Source organism: Vulgatibacter sp. (genome assembly GCF_041687135.1).
In the GTDB taxonomy this organism is placed as follows: domain Bacteria; phylum Myxococcota; class Myxococcia; order Myxococcales; family Vulgatibacteraceae; genus JAWLCN01.
Genome location: NZ_JAWLCN010000001.1, coordinates 431,554 through 446,864, shown reverse-complemented (window position 1 = coordinate 446,864; position 15,311 = coordinate 431,554). Strand labels below are relative to the sequence as shown.

Annotated in this window: 15 protein-coding genes; 10 read left to right on the top strand and 5 right to left on the bottom strand. The window is 72.2% G+C overall.

Annotated elements, in window-relative coordinates; all coding sequences use genetic code 11:
* Window positions 1–57 precede the first annotated feature (57 nt).
* From ACESMR_RS02080 to ACESMR_RS02065, 4 genes are read left to right on the top strand one after another with little or no spacing between them, the layout of a single operon-like run.
* Window positions 58–1,659 (top strand): UUP1 family membrane protein, encoded by a 1,602-nt coding sequence (locus tag ACESMR_RS02080; RefSeq protein WP_373044644.1) that lies wholly within the window; start codon window positions 58–60, stop codon window positions 1,657–1,659.
* Entirely contained in the window at window positions 1,659–2,657 is a 999-nt protein-coding gene (locus ACESMR_RS02075) for an alpha-L-glutamate ligase-like protein (RefSeq protein WP_373044642.1), read from the top strand. Before ACESMR_RS02080 ends, ACESMR_RS02075 begins: the two co-directional genes overlap by 1 nt.
* Window positions 2,654–3,586, top strand: a complete 933-nt coding sequence (locus ACESMR_RS02070) for a transglutaminase domain-containing protein (RefSeq protein WP_373044640.1) — start codon at window positions 2,654–2,656, stop codon at window positions 3,584–3,586. Before ACESMR_RS02075 ends, ACESMR_RS02070 begins: the two co-directional genes overlap by 4 nt.
* Complete coding sequence (locus tag ACESMR_RS02065) at window positions 3,583–5,628, top strand: hypothetical protein (RefSeq protein WP_373044638.1); 2,046 nt, start codon at window positions 3,583–3,585, stop codon at window positions 5,626–5,628. Before ACESMR_RS02070 ends, ACESMR_RS02065 begins: the two co-directional genes overlap by 4 nt.
* A gap of 132 nt (window positions 5,629–5,760) precedes the next feature.
* Here ACESMR_RS02065 and ACESMR_RS02060 read toward each other — a convergent pair whose 3' ends face one another.
* The 3 genes from ACESMR_RS02060 to ACESMR_RS02050 all read right to left on the bottom strand — a co-directional run bounded on the left by ACESMR_RS02060 (window position 5,761) and on the right by ACESMR_RS02050 (window position 8,299).
* Window positions 5,761–6,810, bottom strand: a complete 1,050-nt coding sequence (locus ACESMR_RS02060) for a helix-turn-helix transcriptional regulator (RefSeq protein WP_373044636.1) — start codon at window positions 6,808–6,810, stop codon at window positions 5,761–5,763.
* A 325-nt stretch (window positions 6,811–7,135) separates the two neighbouring features.
* A complete protein-coding gene (locus ACESMR_RS02055; RefSeq protein WP_373044634.1) occupies window positions 7,136–7,840 on the bottom strand; it encodes a type 1 glutamine amidotransferase domain-containing protein in 705 nt (234 codons plus the stop codon).
* A 264-nt stretch (window positions 7,841–8,104) separates the two neighbouring features.
* On the bottom strand, window positions 8,105–8,299 hold the full coding sequence (locus ACESMR_RS02050; RefSeq protein ID WP_373044632.1) for a KGG domain-containing protein: 195 nt from the start codon (window positions 8,297–8,299) through the stop codon (window positions 8,105–8,107).
* A 263-nt stretch (window positions 8,300–8,562) separates the two neighbouring features.
* Between ACESMR_RS02050 and ACESMR_RS02045 the strand changes: the two genes are divergently transcribed.
* The 4 genes from ACESMR_RS02045 to ACESMR_RS02030 all read left to right on the top strand — a co-directional run bounded on the left by ACESMR_RS02045 (window position 8,563) and on the right by ACESMR_RS02030 (window position 11,966).
* Window positions 8,563–9,087: a hypothetical protein gene (locus ACESMR_RS02045; protein WP_373044630.1), complete on the top strand. Its 525-nt coding sequence runs from the start codon at window positions 8,563–8,565 to the stop codon at window positions 9,085–9,087.
* A gap of 8 nt (window positions 9,088–9,095) precedes the next feature.
* Window positions 9,096–10,466, top strand: coding sequence for a rhodanese-like domain-containing protein (locus ACESMR_RS02040; RefSeq protein ID WP_373044629.1), 1,371 nt, complete (start codon window positions 9,096–9,098; stop codon window positions 10,464–10,466).
* Between the two features lie 83 nt (window positions 10,467–10,549).
* On the top strand, window positions 10,550–11,203 hold the full coding sequence (locus ACESMR_RS02035; protein ID WP_373044628.1) for a hypothetical protein: 654 nt from the start codon (window positions 10,550–10,552) through the stop codon (window positions 11,201–11,203).
* A 22-nt stretch (window positions 11,204–11,225) separates the two neighbouring features.
* Window positions 11,226–11,966, top strand: a complete 741-nt coding sequence (locus tag ACESMR_RS02030) for a metallophosphoesterase (protein ID WP_373044626.1) — start codon at window positions 11,226–11,228, stop codon at window positions 11,964–11,966.
* Here ACESMR_RS02030 and ACESMR_RS02025 read toward each other — a convergent pair.
* On the bottom strand, window positions 11,963–12,751 hold the full coding sequence (locus ACESMR_RS02025) for a glycerophosphodiester phosphodiesterase (RefSeq protein WP_373044625.1): 789 nt from the start codon (window positions 12,749–12,751) through the stop codon (window positions 11,963–11,965). The genes ACESMR_RS02030 and ACESMR_RS02025 overlap by 4 nt on opposite strands.
* On the opposite strand from ACESMR_RS02025, the gene ACESMR_RS02020 reads away from it, so the two are divergent.
* Window positions 12,750–12,929, top strand: coding sequence for a twin-arginine translocase TatA/TatE family subunit (locus ACESMR_RS02020; RefSeq protein WP_373044623.1), 180 nt, complete (start codon window positions 12,750–12,752; stop codon window positions 12,927–12,929). The genes ACESMR_RS02025 and ACESMR_RS02020 overlap by 2 nt on opposite strands.
* 15 nt (window positions 12,930–12,944) lie before the next feature.
* Here ACESMR_RS02020 and ACESMR_RS02015 read toward each other — a convergent pair whose 3' ends face one another.
* On the bottom strand, window positions 12,945–14,480 hold the full coding sequence (locus ACESMR_RS02015) for a zinc-ribbon domain-containing protein (protein WP_373044622.1): 1,536 nt from the start codon (window positions 14,478–14,480) through the stop codon (window positions 12,945–12,947).
* A 177-nt stretch (window positions 14,481–14,657) separates the two neighbouring features.
* Between ACESMR_RS02015 and ACESMR_RS02010 the strand changes: the two genes are divergently transcribed.
* On the top strand, window positions 14,658–15,272 hold the full coding sequence (locus ACESMR_RS02010; RefSeq protein WP_373044620.1) for a polyhydroxyalkanoate synthesis regulator DNA-binding domain-containing protein: 615 nt from the start codon (window positions 14,658–14,660) through the stop codon (window positions 15,270–15,272).
* Window positions 15,273–15,311: the final 39 nt, after the last annotated feature.

Genomic DNA, 15,311 nt, shown 5'->3' with positions numbered 1-15,311 from the left:
GCACAGCAAGCATAAGAGGCCTGTTTCACAGGCTTTTTTGTGAGAGAGTCTCCTCCCGTGTCACCTCGTCTACTCACTGTCGCCGGTGCCTTCGTCGTCGCCGCGGTCGCGTTGATCGCCTACAAGGTCGGGGTCCTCGGCTACGAGATCAGCCCGCAGCCTGCGCCCGATCGCTGGTCGGTGCAGACGGAGGTCCGCCTCACCGCGCCGGAGGAGCGAACCCGTCTCACCTTCCTCCTCCCGGCGGACGGCGGCGGGCAGCGCATCTACGACGAGCGGGTGAGCGCGGACGGCATGCGCTTCTACATCCGCCCGAAGGACGGCAACCGCGTCGGCGTTGCGGTGGGCAGGCCCGACGGCCCCGGCCGCCTCGTCTACCGCTTCTCCGTGCAGACCAGGAAGAGCGACGGCCCGCGGGCGGTGCTGCCCGCCAGCGCCCCGGCACTCGGCGACGAGGAGCGCAAGGAGTTCACCTCGCTCCTGGGTCCCGAGGAGGCGATCCAGACCGACGGCGCCACCGTCTCCGAGCTCCTCGAGGAGCTCTCGGTGCGGCGCGACGATCGCGCGGTGGCGCTGCAGCAGATCCACGACTTCATCGTGAAGGACGTGGAGACCACCAACGGCCACGACGGCCCGCAGGACGCGCTGGCGGTGCTGCAGCGCGAGCGCGGCGGCGCCCACGGCAAGGCCCGCGCCGAGGTGGCGCTGCTCCGCGCCGCGGGGATCCCCGCCCGCGTGGTGGTGGGCGTGCCCCTCGTCGACAAGAAGGATCCCAGCGTGGAGCACTGGGTCGAGGCCCGCCTCGGCGAGAAGTGGTGGCCCCTCGATCCGGTCCGCGGCAGCATCGGCTTCCTGCCCGAGGAGCGCCTCGTCCTCCACGTCGGCGACGCGCCGACCTTCGAGGCGAGCTACGTCGAGGCGGTCGATTACCGCGTCTCGATGCTGCGCGAGGCGCAGACCCAGTACCAGATCTACGAGCGCCGGGTCGCCAACTCCGACCGGCTCATCGACAAGCTCTCGCTCTTCGCCCTGCCGGTGAAGACCCAGGAGCTCTACCGCGTGCTCCTGCTCGTGCCCCTCGGCGCGCTGGTGGTGGCGCTCTTCCGCAACGTGGTCGGCGTCCCGACCTTCGGCACCTTCATGCCGATCCTGATCTCGCTCGCCTTCCGCGAGTCCGGCGTCGGCCTCGGCGTCGCGCTCCTCGGCCTGGTGGTGGCGATCGGCTTCGGGGGCAGGTGGGCGCTCAACCGGGCGCAGCTGCTGATGGTGCCGCGCCTCTCCTTCCTGCTCACGCTGGTGATCCTGATCATCGCCGGCGTGATGGTCGTCGCCCAGCACATGGGCTTCAACGACGCCTACACCATCGCGCTCTTCCCGATCGTGATCGTGACCATGACCATCGAGCGCCTCTCCATCGCCATCGTCGAGGAGGGGCCGCGCAACGCCACCAAGCTGGTGCTCGGCACGCTGGTGGTCTCCACCTGCGGCTACTGGGTGATCGCCAGCGAGGCGCTGCAGGCCTTCGTCTTCACCTTCCCCGAGGTGCACCTGGTGACGCTGGCCGTGCTCCTCCTCCTCGGCCGCTACACCGGCTACCGCCTCAGCGAGTGGACCCGCTTCCGCGCCTTCCGCAAGGGCGGGCTGGAGAAGGCGATCTGATGTTCGGTCTCTTCGACAAGCTGAAGGAGCGCGGCGTCCTCGGGATCAATGCGCGCAACGCGCGCTTCATCTCGAAGCACAACCCGCGCCGCCTCTTTCCCCTGGTCGATGACAAGCTCAAGACCAAGGCGCTCTGCAGGGAGTTCGGCATCCCCGCGCCGGAGCTCTACGGGACCGTCGAGGCCCACGGCGATCTGCGCAACCTGCCGAAGCTGCTCGCGCCCTACGACGAGTTCGTGATCAAGCCGGTGCGCGGCGCGATGGGCAACGGCGTGCTCGTCGTCGTCGGCCGCGACGGGCCGCTCTACGTGAAGGGCTCCGGCGTCAAGCTCACCGAGGAGGAGGTCCGCCACTACGCCAGCGGCATCCTCTCGGGGCTCTACTCGCTGGCCGGCAACACCGACCGGGCGATGATCGAGTACCGGGTGCAGCTGCACCCGACCTTCCAGGCGGTCTCCTTCGGCGGCGTCCCCGACGTCCGCGTCATCGTCTGCAAGGGCGTGCCGGCGCTGGCGATGCTGCGCCTGCCCACCAGGCGCAGCGACGGCCGCGCCAACCTGCACCAGGGCGCCATCGCCGCCGGTGTCGACATCGCCACTGGCCGCACCCACCACGCGGTGCAGTCGAACCGGCTGGTGGAGGTCCACCCCGACACCGGCAACTCCGTGATCGGGATGACCGTCCCCCACTGGGACGAGATCCTCCGCATCGCCGCGCTCTCCGCCGAGATGACCGGCCTCGGCTACATCGGCGTCGACGTGGTCCTCGACGCGAACCACGGCCCGCTCCTCCTCGAGCTCAACGCGCGGCCGGGTCTCGCCATCCAGATCGCCAACTTCCAGGGATTGCTCGTGCCTCTCGAGCAGATCGAGCGCGTGGACACCTCGCGTCTCGACACCGCCGCCCGGATCGCGCTCGCCAGGGAGATCGCCGCGAGCTCGCGGCCCCACGCGCTGCCCGCTCCGGCGGAGGTCCCGGTACTGGAGAACGTCGGATGAAGAGCTCCCGCCGCATCGCGCGCCTCGCAGCGCCGCTGCTCCTTCTCGCCTTCCTGCTCCCGGGCTGTTCGCGGGCGGAGGCCCAGAAGCAGCAGGAGGCGCAGGCCGCCCCAGCCCCGGCACCGACCGAGGGCAAGCCGCTGGTGCGCACCGTGCGCCTCTCGGTTCGCGTCGTCGGCAACGGCGAGGACGCCCGTCTCGAGGTGCCGCTGGTGCAGTCGGACGAGCACCAGACCCTCCTCGCCGAAAAGCTCCTCTCCCGCGGCTTCCAGGTCGAGGAGGCGATGCGCGAAGGCAACCGGCTCGCGATCCTCACCTGGCCGAAGCTGAAAGGGGCCAAGCGGATCACCTATGAGTTCACGGTGGCCCTGCGGCCGCTGAGCGTGGAGGTTCCGCCGGCGCCGGTCTCCACCGGCGATCCCTCGCCGGAGGACGAGCCCTGGCTGCGTTCCACCCGGAACCTGCAGAGCACCTCGCCGCTCATCCGCGAGAAGCTGATCCACTTCGCGACGCCGCGCCTCGCCAGGGGCGAGAAGGACGCGATCCGGATCGCCTGGGACCTCACCGATACCTACGAGCGCAAGCCGGAGGGATCGAAGACGGTGCTCAAGGCCACCCGCACCGGCCACGCTGCCGATCGCGGCCTCGACCGGCTCTTCGCCACCTTCCTCCGCACCAGCGGCATCCCCGCCCGGCCGGTGCAGGGTGTCGACGTCCTCCGCAAGCGGCGGCGCTTCACCACCTGGGTGGAGGTGAAGAGCGGCGGCGACTGGCTCCCGATGTCGGTCCCCAGGGACCAGTGGGGCAAGCTCCCCGCCCGTTTCGTGAAGCTCTCGCACGGCGATCGCCCGCTGATCGTCCGGCGCGGGGTCGAGAAGATCTCCTTCCGCTGGAAGGTCACCAAGCCCGCCGCGGAGGCAAGTCGATGAAGCGCATCCTCCAGCTCGGTGCTGCCCTGCTCTCCCTGGGCACCGCCCTCCCCGCCTCCGCCGCCCTCGAGGCGGACGCCGTGCTCGTCTACGGCAGCTCCTGGCGCCGGGTACTCCCCACCTACGCCGCCGCAGCCGAGGCGCCGGGCAAGCGCAGCAAGGCCGCTGCCGACCTGCCGCCGGTGATCCTCTGGAACGAGGGCGAGGAGCGCTGGACCGAGGAGCTGCTGCGGCGGCTCGCGCCGAAGAACGTGGTGGTGATCGGCCCGCCGGGCTCGCGCTCGGTGGAGCTCGAGATCCCCGGCAAGGTGCAGCGGATCGAGGCGGACGACGCCACCATCGACTCCGCGCTGGCGAAGGCCGCCTGGGGCCCGAAGGCGAAGGCGCCGGTGGTCTACGTCGCCGACGGCATCGATCTCGGCGCGGGCATGGCCGCGTCGCTCCTCGCCTCCACCGACCGGGCCCCGCTGCTGGTTGCCGACGGCGATCTCGCCGCTGCAGCCACCGAGGCCGGCGCCCTCGCCAGGCGCCTCGGCGCCGCGGAGGTGGTCGTGGTGGGCGGCGGTGATGCGGCGGCCCTCGCCGCTGCAGCAGGCCGCAAGCTCCGGGTCCTCTCCCGCGACGAGGCCCTCGCCGCCTACGGCGAGCGGGTGAAGGCGAGCCGCCACCTGGTGGTGACCGCTCCCGCCGACGCGGAGGGTCCGTTCCAGCCGCCGAAGCTCTCCCTCGCCTCGATCCCCTATGCCCTCGGCAAGGGGGCGCCGCTGGCCTTCGTCGGCAAGGGGGTCGGCGCCGGCCGCAGCCCCGAGCAGGCCGTTCAGGCGCTGGAGCAGGCGGGCAGCGGTCCCTACGAGGCAGTGAGCATCGTCGGCGACTACCTCGCGATCCCGATGGCGGAGATCGCCGACATCGACCAGGTCGCCCGCGGAGTGACCAACCCCCGCATCCACAAGGTGCCGCCCTTCAACGATCCGATGGGCGGCCCCGCGGACCGCGCCTCCGGCAGGCTCGCGGCGCTCGACGTCTACGATCTCTCCCGCTGGGTGAGCCGCCTGGTCCACGGCGCCGAGATCAAATCCGACGGCGACGGCGCGCTGATCCTCGCCAACGCGGATCACAAATTCATCCTCGGCGAGACGATCAGCCGCACCACCGCCTCGGAGCTGAAGAACGTCGGCGTGAAGACCGAGGCCTTCTACCGCGACGAGATCGACCGCGAGCTGATCCGGAAGGAGCTGCCGGGTCACGGCCTCGTGCTCTGGGAGGGCCACCCGCGGGACCTCACCCTCGACGACGACGCCCTGCCGGCGCCGGCGTCCTCGCTGCCGCCTGCGGCGTTCTTCCTCCAGGGTTGCTACACCCTCGACCGGGCCGACCCCTACCTGCTCATCGAGCGCGGCGCCAACGCCGTACTCGGCAGCTACATGGCGGTCTACTCGGCGAGTGGTTCCGGCTTCGCAAGGGCCTGGGTCAACGCCCAGTTGCACGACGGCGAGACGATGGGCGAGGCGCTGGTCACCGCCCGCAACTACCTGCTCGCCACCGTCGAGCTGAAGAAGCGCCGCGGCCACAAGGATTGGCGCAAGACCCTGCGCGCCGCGCTCTCCTGGGAGCTCTGGGGCGATCCCACCGCGCCGCTGCCGGTAGACCGCGGCTCGACCCGCAAGGCGCCGGTGCAGGCCACCGTGCGCGGTGACAAGGTGCAGGTGCGGGTGCCCGCAGCGATGCTGCCCAAAGCCAGCGCCTCGCAGTATTGGGCGAAGACGCGCCCCGGCGCCCTGCTCTCCGGGCTCTACGACGAGAAGCCGCCGGAGGGCGGCCGCCGCCTCATCGAGCTCTTCCTCGTGGAGGTCGAGGTCCCGGAGGCCTTCGGCGACGCGCCGCGCCTCAGCTCCAAGTACGATCCTTCGACCTACGCCTGGGTCTTCTCGCCCCACAGCCGCAGAATGTGGGTGCTGATCCACGAGAACACGCTGCCGAAGCCCGGCAAGCCGGGGAGGCTGCGGTTCACGCTGGAGAAGGGCGAGCCCACCAAGGGCTGAAGGGGCTGGCCCGGTATCGGCGGGCGATCCATCCGCCCGCCGGTCGCCACCGCGCTGCAGGCAGCCCCGTGCGGCCCCGCCGCAGCGGGGGCCGATGGGCATGCTGCCGATGCTGCAGCGCCGGTCGGGCCGTCAGGCAGAGACCGCGGTGTTGGTGCCGCCGAGCGCGTCCTCGTCGTCGGTGACGCCGTCGAGGAGCGCCCGCAGCGGTCCGGCGCCGCCGACCCGGGCCTTGCGGTAGATCTGCTTGCGCCTGCCGCGGATCGTCTCCGGCGAGACGCCGAGCCGAGCCGCCGCCTCCTTGCAGGAGAGCCCGAGCATCAGGTGCTGCAGCTCGGCGCGCTCCGCAGGGGAGAGCCGCCACCGCCTGCCCAGCTCGTCGAGGCGGGCGCTGCGCGCCACGTCGGCGGGCCTGGTGGCCTGCAGCAGCTGCAGCTCACCGGGCAGCGAGGTGATGTCGAGGTCGGCGCCGGGACCGGTGGTCCGGGCAGCGTCCTCGAGCCTGCCGGCGGCAGCCGGCGCCCCGCCGTGGGCGAAGGCCCGTCCCAGCCGCGCGCCGCCTTCGAGGCCGAGTGCCCGCCAGAGCGGACCCGCAGCCCACATCAGCTTGCCGGCATGGAGCAGGCCGAGCGGCACGCCGGTGCGGCTCGCCACCGCCTCCAGCGCTGCGACGATCACGGGATCCCGCGGCTCCGGGCGAGCCGCTGCGGCGGTCATCGCGCGGCGCTCGGCATCGCCGAACTCGCCTTCCCGTCTGGCTGCGACCACCAGGGTCCTCGGTCTGCCACCCTCCGAGCGGAGGATCACCAGGACCGCGCGGGCCCCTCCGAGGATCGCGGTGTCGCCACGCCCCCCGGAGAGCTCGGCCAGCGAGCCGGCCCAACTGTCCCCGCGGGATCGCGGTGCGGCGTTGGCAACCTGCGCTGCCACCCGGATCGCCGTTCGCCACGCCGCCTCGTCGGCGAGACCCCGTCCATAGACGGAGGTCGGGCCGATGAACGGCGCGTCGAGATCCGCGGCGACGACCACGTCGCAGGCTGCTGCGGATGCCACCCGTTCGGCCACGGCCCTGGGTGACGAGGGACCGGCTTCCAGCGCCGTCGACAGCGCGACGTTCTGCTGCGCTTCCGGCCCCGGAATCGGCGTTCCCGTGGCTGCTTCACGTTCGGTTGGACGAAACATGTCCTCCACTCCGTGCCCCCCGGGCAGAGCTGCACCCCAGAAAAGACTCCCGCAGGCCAGCCGACCGGCTGGTCGGCAACCCCGACCTCACAGGAGACGCAAACGTAGATGCTTCGTCGGGGGCGAGCCGGCAAGGGCACGCCCGGAACCCGGGGGGGTAGCCAGAAGTCGCATTGTGGGATGGAGGACAGCGGTGAAGATCGTCCGCAGAATCGGTGACTTGCCCGGTCGGACAACCGACAGGCTCCCCAACGCGATTCACCCCGCCGGGAAGGCCCGGCAGGGTGATGTTCAGGCAGACGCGGGCGCCGCGGCCGCCGGCCCGTCAGATCGCGCTGGGGCCGGAGGGCGGATCGCTCGCCGGGAAGGATTCCTCGCTCGCCTCGTCGACGCTGTCGGTGGGGCTGCCCGGCTGGATCAGGCCGCCGCGGGTGGCGGCGAGGCCCCTGCGGGCGACGCCCTCGACGGAGCCGCCGGTGGTCGCCTCCAGCGCGTGGGAGAAGAGCTCGATCATGCGATGGCTGAAGGCCGGCAGATCGTCGGGCTTGCGGCTGGTGAGCAGGTGCCCGTCGAGATGGGTCTCCTCGTCCACCCAGCGGGCGCCCGCGTTGCGCAGATCGCTCTGGAGGCTCGGCCAGGAGGTGAGGGTCCTGCCCGCCACCACGCCGGCCTCGATCAGGGTCCAGGCGGCGTGGCAGATCGCCGCCACCGGCTTGCCCTGATCGAAGAAGGCGCGGACGAAGCGGACCGCGTCGCGATCGGTACGCAGCCGGTCGGGATTGGCGACGCCGCCGGGCAGGACGAGCGCGTCGAACTCGTCGGCCTCCACCTGCCCCACCTTGCGATCGATCTCGAAGGTGTCGCCCTTGTCGAGGTGGTTGAATGCCTGGAGCCTGCCCCCCTTGATCGAGAGGAGCTCGACGTGGGCGCCAGCGCGCTCGAGCGCTTCCCAGGGCCGCTGCAACTCCACCTGCTCGACGCCGTCAGCGGCCAGGAAGGCCACGCGCAGACCCTGCAGTTCGTTCGCCATTTTCGCCCTCCGTCAGGCATTGGAAGCTCGCGAAGACGAGCTCGCTCCGCCGGAGGCGGAGCAAACGAAAGAGCGCCTCTCGCGCCAGGCGCGAGCAAGCAGCACGGCAGAGCAGGAGCGCGCGTGCGCGCCGGGAACCCTGCTCTGCCGTCCGATGCAGAGGCGTTCCGGCAGGCGCCGTCGGTCTCTGCGCTGGTCGCGCCCGCCGCCCGTCTCCGGGCGGCCGCGCGCGTTCTGGGGCCGCGTGCTAGCGCACGCCGAGCGTCAGCGGTTGCCGCCGCGCTTGCCCGCGTTGATCAGCTCGCGGACCTTCTGTCCGCCTTTGCGGCCGATCTGCGAGAAGAACTCCGGCCCGCGCTCCTGCAGCACCGTCTCGCCACCCTTGCGGCCGGCCTCCTGCACGGTCATGCCACCACGCGAACCACCCTGATTGACGTTCGAGCCACGACGGATTGCCATCTCGTTCCTCCTCTCTCGGTTGCGGTCCGACTCCCTTGCCGTTCACCGAAGAAGTCGGGTTTCGGACACAAATTCAAGGTGGACACGGTCCGGCGCATGTGCACCCCGCGCCCGGAGCCCGAGCGCCAGCGCCCGCCCAGGGCGGACCATCCGTGTGGAGATCACCGCCCCCCTCCTCCCTTGCGGGGGGAATGCCGCACAGCAAGGTTAGCTGGGCAGCACCAACGGCCCGTCGGGGCACTGGCGGCGGAGGGAGGCGAAAGATGGCGGCATCGAACCTGACCAAAGGCACGCTCTGGGGCGCGGTGGCCGGCCTGGTCGCGGGCCTCGCGTTGGCGATCTTCCTCGGCCTCGTCAGCCTCTCCACCGGCGGCAGCTTCTGGCTGATGGCGCAGATGGCGGGCTACGGGCTCTTCGGCGTGGCGGTCCTCACGCCGTCCGTGGGGCAGATCCTGATCGGCCTGCTGATCCACTTCGCCGTCTCTGCGTTTTGGGGGATCACCTACGGCTGGACGATGTGGGGGCAGCCCAAGGGACTGACGCTGATGGTCGGTGCCTGGTGGGGCGGGCTCGCCTGGGCGGTGATGTACTACGCGGTGGCGAAGTGGGTGGGCGCCGGCGATTTCGTGGCGCTCATGCCGATCGGCAGGGCCATCGTCGCCCACGTCGTCTTCGGCATGGTGCTCTCGCTCACCTTCCTGCCCTTCCAGGAGCGCGCCGCGCGACCGGGGCGAATCGTGCGCCGGCACCACACCCGCACGCATCACACGCGAACGGCGCAGGTCTGAGGTCGGCGGTGTTCCGGCGCCGGATCACGAGCGAGGGGCTCTCGCACCATTCCTACGTCCTTGCGGATGGCGGTGAGGCGGTGGTGATCGATCCCCGGCGGGACGTGGACGTCTACCTCCACCTCGCCGACGAGCAGGGCTTCCGAATCCGCTGGGTGCTCGAGACCCACCGCAACGAGGACTACGTGGTCGGCTCGACGGCGCTGGCCGCGGCCACCGACGCGGGGATCCTCCACGGCGCAGGGCTGCCGTTCGGCTACGGGGAGCCGGTGCGGGAGGGCGACACCATCGGCGTCGGCAGCCTCCGCTTCCGCGCGCTCGAGACCCCGGGCCACACCGACGAGAGCCTCACCTGGGCGATGAGCGACACCGACGCAGCGGACGAGCCGGTCTTCGCCTTCACCGGCGACGCGCTCTTCGTCGGCGACGTGGGCCGGACCGATCTCTACGGGCCGGAGGAGGAGGAGCGTCTCGCACGCACCCTCCACCGGAGCCTCTTCGAGAAGATCCTCCCCCTCGGCGACTGGGTGGTGCTCCAGCCCGCCCACGGCGGCGGCTCGGTCTGCGGCGGGGCGATCTCCGAGCGGGATCTCTCCACCCTCGGCTTCGAGCGCCGCCACAACCCCAGCCTCCTCGCCGACGGCGCCGCCTTCGTGGAGCGGCAGCGCGCGCAGCGGCAGGTGCGGCCCCCCTACTTCCGCCGGATGGAGCGCTGGAACCTCGAGGGCCCGCCGATCGAGCTGGCGCCGCCCCGGCTCGTGCCCCTGGCCCTCGATCGCTTCGAGGGGCTGCGCGAGGAGGGCGTCCGGGTGATCGACACCCGGATGCCGCAGGCCTTCGGCGGCGCCCACGTCCCCGGCTCGATCAACGTCTGGCTCGGTGGCCTCACCGCCTACCTGAGCTGGGTGGCAGCGCCGGACGAGCCAATCGTCCTCGTCCTGCCGGAACGGGCCGACGTGGAGGCGGTGGCACGCACCCTCTTCCGCATCGGCTACGACCGGGTCGAGGGCCACCTGCAGGGCGGCTTCGAGGCCTGGCAGAACGCCGGTCGCCCGGTGGAGTCCACCGCCACCGTGGACGTGGCGTCGCTCCCGCGGCTGCTCGAGCGGGAGGAAGCCGTGGTGCTCGACGTGCGCAAGCCAGACGAGTGGGAGGGCGGCAGCCTTCCCGGTGCACGCCGGATCTTCGTCGGTGATCTGCCGCGGCACCTCGGCGAGCTGCCCCGGGATCGGCTCGTGATCAGCATGTGCAGCGTGGGCCACCGAGGCGGGATCGGCGCCAGCCTCCTGCAGGCGGCGGGCTTCGAGCGGGTGGCCAATTTCCTCGGTGGACTCACCGCCTGGAAGGCGGCGGGCCACCCCGTGGACGGTAGAGGTTGAACGGCAGCCCCGGCGCCACCGGGCTGCCCGAGCAAAGCGGACGGCGCTTTACCACCGCGCTGCCGCCGTGCAGGATGCGCCCCATGTCCGTGGCTTTCGACGAGCTCTCCTGCGGCGACCTCCTCGATCGGGGCGATGCCTTCCTCGCTGCGGTGGCGGGACGCACCGCGCTTGCGCCGGTGGCCTCCTTCTTCGCCCTGGCGCAGGAGGAGCTCCGCGCCGCGGTGCAGGCGAGGCGTGCTGCGGGGCGCGCGGCCGAAGAGGCCTACCGCGCCTGCGACGCTGCGGATCGGCAGCTCGATGCGACGATCGCCGATCTCTCGCTGGCGGCCCTCGATCTCACCCGGGGCGACAGCCGCGATCCCCTCTTCATCCGCCTCTTCCCCGACGGACCGCAGGCCTACACCTGCGTCCCGATCGAGGAGGAGGTGCGGCTCGTCCACGAGCTCCGCGAACGGCTCCACGGACACCCGCTGCAGGCGCGCTACGACCCGGCGTTGCGGGCGGGCTGCCAGGCCGTCGAACGGGCGAGCGCAAAACTCGCCGCCGTCCTCGAGCAGGAGGCCGATGCCTGGGCCCGGTGCCGGAAGGCGGAGATCTCCTGGCGCCTGCGCGGCAGGCTCGCCCGGGCGACCCTCGATCGGCAGCTGCGCGACGCGGGCGAGCCCGAACTCCTCCAGACCATCGACCGTCTGCTGCCGCTCCCCGAGAGCGCGGCGCTGCCCGCAGGCAGCTGAGCGGCCCCGACGAAAGGCACGTGTGCGTCTCTTCGCCATCGGCGATCTGCATCTCCCCTCCGACCGCGCCAAGGACATGGACGTCTTCGGCTGGACCGGCCACCCCGCTCCCCTCGCCGCCGCGTGGGACGCCGAGGTCGGGGCCGACGACCTGGTGCTCGTCGTCGGCGACATCTCGTGGGCGACCCGGCCCACCGAGGTCGCCGCCGACCTCGCCTGGATCGACGCGCGGCCCGGCCGCAAGGTCCTGCTCAAGGGCAACCACGACTTCTGGTGGCCCGACAGCCAGAAGAAGCTGCGGGAGCTCTTCGCGCCCTACCCCAGCATCCGGGGCTTCCTCCACAACGGCAGCGCCTGGCAGGAGGGCCCCTACGTGATCGCCGGCGTCCGCGGCTGGACCGCGCCGGAGGCGCCGCCGCTTCCCGGCGCCGAGGGCGGCGAGATGGGGATGGAGAAATTCCGGCCCGATCTGGTGGAGCGCGACACCGAACGGCTCAAGCGCAGCGTCGAAGCCGCCAGGCGGATCGCCGACAAGGATCCGAACGCGATCCGCGTCGCTTGCATGCATTTCCCGCCGGTCTACGCGGGCCCCAGGGAGACCACCTTCTCGCCGGTGATCGAGTCCTACCACCCGGCGGTCTGCGTCTACGGCCACCTCCACGGCCCCGGCATCGCCGCGGGCTTCACCGGGGAGCACGGCGGGGTGCGCTACGCCCTCGCCTCCTGCGACGCAGCGGGCTTCAAGCCGATGCGGCTGCTCTAAGGCGCGTAGGTCGCGATCGCGACGTCGGGCCGGTTGGTGATCACCCCGTCCACGCCGGCGGCGCGGAGCCGGAGGAGTTCCTCCGGCTCGTCCACCGTCCAGGTGTTGACCAGCAGCCCCGCCCGGTGCCAGCGCCGCACCGCGGCCTCGTCCACGAGCCGGTGCTCGGGGTGCACGGCCGCGGTCGCGGTGATCCTGCCCCACGCCCGGTGCCACGTGCCCAGCACCGCGCCGTCGCCCTCCCAGAGGTAGGCGGTGGGCAGCGCCGGCGCAGCGGTCCGCAGGGTGAGCAGCGCCAGCGGGTGGAAGGAGCTGGCGAGCACGCGCTCCTCCAGGCCGAGGCGCGCCACCGCTGCGGCGGCAGCACGGGCGAGGGGCTCTGCGTCCGCGTGGCGGTCGACCTTGAGCTCCACGTTCCAGCGCATCGCCGGGCCCGCCACCTCCACCGCCTCCTCGAAGGTGGGGATCGTCCCGCCGGCGCCGGGAAAGCGCGCGGCGAGCACGGGCAGCCGGCGCAGCTCCGCCAGCGGCAGCTCCCGGACCGCGACCGGGATCCCGCAGAGGCGATCGAGCCGCTCGTCGTGACAGACCACCAGCTCGCCCGAGCCGCAGCGCATCACGTCGCACTCGATCCCGTCGGCACCCTGGCGCCGGGCCAGCTCGAAGGCGGGAGCCGTATTCTCCGGCGCGTAGGCGCTGGCGCCCCGGTGTGCCCAGACCAGCGGCCGGTCGTCGCGCCGGAAGGGAGAGGCGTGGTAGGTTGCCGCCTCGGGAGTGTGCTGCATGGGTGTGCCGAACCTCGGTGAACTGCTGATCATCCTCTTCATCGTCCTGCTGGTCTTCGGCGCAGCGAAGATGCCCGCCCTCGGCGAGGCGCTGGGGCGTGCGGTCCACAACCTCCGCAGGTCCGTCGCCGGCCCTGGCGCAGGCAGGCCGCCCGCCTCGAAGAACGCGAAGGGCTGACGCCAGGGGCGGAAGCTAACGATCCGCCGCCACCGCAGGAAGCGCAGGCGCCGCGGGCACCGGTGCGGGCGCCGCGGTGACGACCAGCCGCAGCGCCTCCGCATCGGCGGGAACCGCGCCGAGAACCACGAGGAAGGGCGCCCGGGCGCCGGGTTCCAGCGTCCTGCTCCAGCCGGCGCCGCGGCGCTGTGCCAGGGCGGTGGCCTCCTCGGCGTCGTGGAGGGCGTGCACCTCCTCCGGCGAGGGGAGGCCGCCGGCGAAGGCCTCGCCGCGGGCCACCACCCGCTCGCCGTCCCGGAGCTCCGCCACCACGCGGATCGCCGGGCCCCGGGCCTCCGCCGCGTGGCTCTCGATCTCCCCCCGCACGAAGAAGAGATCGCCACCGGCGGTGGGGTAGCGGCCGGTCGCGAGCTCCTCGATGCGGAGCTCGGTGGTGCCTGCGGGGCCGGTGGCCGAACCGATCCCGAAGGCAGCGAGGATCTCGCTGCTCCCCAGGTCGAGGGAGCCGCCGTTCCGCGCCACCACGAAACCGGCCAGCGCGGTGAGGAGCACCGCCACCCCCGAGATCAGCCCGAGCACCGGCCGCGTCCGCTGGCGCTCCACCGGCGCCTGGCGAGGCACCGGCGGCCGGGTCCTGCCGATCGTCGCCACCTTGCGGACCGGCGGCTCCGCCAGCTCGAGCTGGGGCTCCGGCGCTGCAGCGCGCTGCGGCGCGCCCACCGTCGGCGCTGCCGCGGGGACGGACGGCGGCGGCGCAGGCTGCGCCGTCCAGCGCTCCGTGGCCAGCTCGAGCCCTGAGGCATTGCGGTCGAAGCCCGTCGGCCCGGACGGCGCCGCCGCCGCGGGAGCTGCCGCCGGCGGCACCCAGCCCCCCATGTCGAGCTCGAGGCCACGGGGGCTCTCGACGGCACGGGGCGGGCCGACCAGCGACTGCGGCGCCGGCGCGAAGCGCTCCACGGCGCCGGTGCCGAGGGGCGGCAGCGCCGGCGCAGGCCCGAGGATGGCGAGTGGATCGTCCTCCACCGGCGGCGGCAGCGGCAATTTGATCGAGGGCGCCGGCGGCGAGCGGGTGTCGCCGAAGTCGAGGTCGGCGAAGAGATCCGGGCCGGCGGAGAGGTTGGTACCCCGGTCGGCGGAGGGAGCGGCGGGGGCGGGAAGTGGCGGCGGCGCGGCTGGAAGGGGCGGCGGCGCAGGCGGGAGCGGAGGCGGCAATTCCCAGCCTGCGGTGGGGGGCGGAGGCGGCGGCGGGCGCAGGCCGTCCCGGAGCTCGGCGAGGAGATCCGCGGGCACCTGGGTGATGCGCGTCGTCTCGTCCTGCGCCGGCGCCGCCCGCAGCCCGGCGAGGAGGTCGTCGGGGACCTGCGCCACCTGCGTCTCCATCTCGTGGACCGAGGGCTCGTCGAGTGGCGGCAGGGGCGGGGGCGCCTGCATCGGCGGCTTGACCACGAAGCTCACGCCGCACCGCGAGCAGCGGACCTTGGTGCCGCTGGGGCGGATCTTGTCGTCAGCCAGACGGAAACGGGTGCTGCACCCGGCGCACTCGACGATCACCGTGAAACCTCCGCTCGCGCGGCATCGCCCCGGGGGCGTCCCCCCATGGGCGAGCGCGAGTTTCGCACCCCACGCAGGCGGAAACCAGCCCCAAGGCCCGATTGACAAGGGGGTTTTTGCCCCGCAATCATCGAGAGGTAACCGGCGCTGGAACGAGCGCACTGCGCGAGAGACACCTTGGCAGAGCACGAGACGAACGACAGCGCGGGCGCTTCCGAGCGGCCGGCGAAAATCATCAAGCGATACACCAACCGCAAGCTCTACGACACGGTGGAGAGCCGCTACGTCACCCTCGACGAGATCGCCGAGATGGTGAAGGCGGGCACCGAGGTCCAGATCATCGACAACCGCACCAAGGAGGACCTCACCTCGGTCACCATGGCGCAGATCATCTTCGAGGAGGAGAAGAAGACCTCGAAGATGCCGCTGCCGATGCTGCGGGAGATCATCCGGACCGGCGGTTCGAAGCTGCAGGCCTTCATCAGCGACGAGCTCACCCCGCGCGTCACCGCGTTCCGCACCGAGGCGGAGCACGCGATGGCCCGGGTGCTCCGCCGCGAGGAACACGAGGCGGCTGCTTCCGCCGACGGCAAGAAGCCCAACTCCCTCGAGCAGGCGCAGGAGTTCATCCGCTCCTCGCGCCAGGGGATCGAGGAGTGGCAGCGCAGCCTGGACGAGCGGCTCCACCGGGCGGTGGAGACGGTCGCCGGCCTACCCACCCTGCACCGGGAGGTCCAGGCGCTCCGCGACAAGCTGGCGGAGCTGGAGAAGAAGCTCGAGGAGCACAAGTAGGGAATATCGGCACGGGGCATGCAGTAGGACGAAGGCAGC